The sequence below is a fragment of the Zunongwangia atlantica 22II14-10F7 genome (assembly GCF_002094855.1).
Lineage (GTDB): Bacteria > Bacteroidota > Bacteroidia > Flavobacteriales > Flavobacteriaceae > Zunongwangia > Zunongwangia atlantica.
The window spans coordinates 1-2,093 of the sequence record NZ_ARYN01000053.1; the positions used below are offsets into that span (position 1 = coordinate 1).

Annotated in this window: 4 protein-coding genes; all 4 read left to right on the forward strand. The window is 40.0% G+C overall.

The window, feature by feature from the left end:
* Positions 1-195 (forward strand): toprim domain-containing protein (locus tag IIF7_RS20445; protein WP_139801391.1); only part of this gene is annotated, 195 nt, incomplete at its 5' end.
* A complete protein-coding gene (mbpA, locus tag IIF7_RS21130) occupies positions 182-703 on the forward strand; it encodes a mobilization protein MbpA (RefSeq protein WP_245801692.1) in 522 nt (173 codons plus the stop codon). The genes IIF7_RS20445 and mbpA, both read left to right, overlap by 14 nt.
* Complete coding sequence (locus IIF7_RS20455) at positions 700-1,569, forward strand: relaxase/mobilization nuclease domain-containing protein (RefSeq protein WP_084843540.1); 870 nt, start codon at positions 700-702, stop codon at positions 1,567-1,569. Before mbpA ends, IIF7_RS20455 begins: the two co-directional genes overlap by 4 nt.
* A 12-nt stretch (positions 1,570-1,581) precedes the next feature.
* Complete coding sequence (locus IIF7_RS20460; RefSeq protein ID WP_084843541.1) at positions 1,582-1,884, forward strand: DUF6730 family protein; 303 nt, start codon at positions 1,582-1,584, stop codon at positions 1,882-1,884.
* Positions 1,885-2,093: the final 209 nt, after the last annotated feature.

Consider the following 2,093-nt stretch of genomic DNA (forward strand, 5'->3'; position numbering starts at 1 on the left):
CTATCCTTTATTCAGGAAATCATCAAAGGCTTTGATGGTTATGTTCATCCGATCTTTTTATTCCTGGATAATGACCCTGCCGGAGATCGTATGACTTCGTATTTACTAGAACATTTTGCTCAGGCGATTGACCTGAGATATCGCTTTTATCCACATAAAGATCTTAACGAAAAACTTTGCCATGTTCGACCATAAAATACCCTTTGAAAACGAAAAGAAATCCTCCTATTCCTTAAGCTTTGAAAAGCTAAAAAAAAGGGAGGGAAAAACAAGGATTTCCAATGATGGGGACACGGGTTCCCATCAAACGGAAAATTCTAATATAGATCCTAATTCAAGATGTGTGTCTGTGGACACAATCTTGATTGCTCCCCATGGTCGCAATGAAAAAAAAGAGATGTTTAAGGGGATGACCTCCTTAATCAAATTCAGGTGTACGCTGTACCAAAAAAAACTACTGAACATTAAGGCGAAACGATCGGGACTGAGCCTGAGTGAATTTTGTCGAAAATCAGCCATGGATCTGCCCATCAATGAGCGGATGAGCGATGATCATATTGCTATCTATAAAGACCTGGTGAAATTTCATAACAATTTTAAGTCTATCGGGAATATGTTCCGAAAACGGGATCCGAGATTATCTACTGAAGTCTATAAGCTGGCTGAGGCCATGAAGCAACATCTTAAAAAACTGGATCTATGATTGGTAAAGGAAAATCCATTAGTCATACCCAGGCTTCCATGAAGTACGGATGGAATCAGGAGAAGGAGGCAGAGATTGTCTACGCTCAAAATATCGTGGGAGATTCACCGCAGGAAATTAGCCGCGAGTTTGAACAGATCCAAAAGCTGAATGAGCATTGTGAGCGAAATACGCTTTCCTTTGTCCTAAGCCCTACCATAGAAGATGGACGGACACTGGATCAGCGTAAACTTGGAGAATTGACCAAAGACTTTATGCGGGAAATGAAACTGGGCGAGCGACAGGCGATTGCTTTTGTGCATCAGGATAGAGAGCATAAGCATGTACATCTGTATGTCAACCGGATTGATTTTGATGGTCGCGCCTACAAGGATAATTTTATCGGTAAACGTAGTCAGCATGCTGCCGAGCGTGTAGCTCATGAACATCAACTGACCACCGTTCGTGAGGTACAGCTTATACGGGAGATCAATCTTACCGATATCCGTTTGGAAATCAAACGTCGGTATGAGCTGACCATGAAACAGTTTAAACCGGAAACTTATAAAGCTTATATGCGCGGGATGGAAACCAATGGAGTAAAAGCGATTCCCTTTATCAATAAGCAACATAAACTACAGGGCTTTCGGTTTGAATTTGATGGGCATAGCCTTAAAGGTAGCGCGGTTCACCGCTCCATGAGTATGTCCAATATCGGAAAACAAATGGCACGGGAACATGGTCTCGAGAAATTCAAAGAACTCAATAGAGCGATTAGCCTGGCGAAAAGCCCTGAACCGGTGCAAATCAGCTTAAAACTATTGAAAGAAATCGCACAAAAAGTTATTAAAAAGTCTATATCCAAAGGCATGGATATCGGATATTAAACCTCTATAATTATGGCAAAAATTGATGAACTATCGGAATTGTTATGCTCCGAGCTGGCAAGCTTCGAGCAGCATATGAAACGACTGGAAGAAATTCATTCCCAAGGGATTCACCTGGATACCGAAGACCTGATACGACGACTTTCAAGCTTGGAAGATACCCTGGATTTTGAAAGAAACGAATATGAGCGGATTTCTATGGAATTATCCAACACGATCAAAGAGGCAAAGATCTATCCGAAGTGGGCTCTGGTTGTCTTCTTTGTGTCTTTGAGTTTGAATATTATTGGGATAGCCTTTTTGGTATTTAGATAAGTATTTTATTTGATAATGGATACTTAAACTCCTTAAAGATTTCTGAATAAATTTAGGCAAGTTAGCTATAAATCACTGACAATGAATAATTAGTTATCTTTATAGAAGCACCCCTCCGTTAATAATACTTTATATTAGGTATGGAACTCGCATTCCTTCTTATTATTTTCATGGTCTTTTTCGTAGGTGCAAAAAACGGTCATAGTATA

Bases quoted from the DNA above. Each gene is read 5' to 3' on its own strand.
- mbpA (WP_245801692.1), top strand. From the start codon at position 182: ATGTTCGACCATAAAATACCCTTTGAAAACGAAAAGAAATCCTCCTAT.
- IIF7_RS20455 (WP_084843540.1), top strand. From the start codon at position 700: ATGATTGGTAAAGGAAAATCCATTAGTCATACCCAGGCTTCCATGAAG.
- IIF7_RS20460 (WP_084843541.1), top strand. From the start codon at position 1,582: ATGGCAAAAATTGATGAACTATCGGAATTGTTATGCTCCGAGCTGGCA.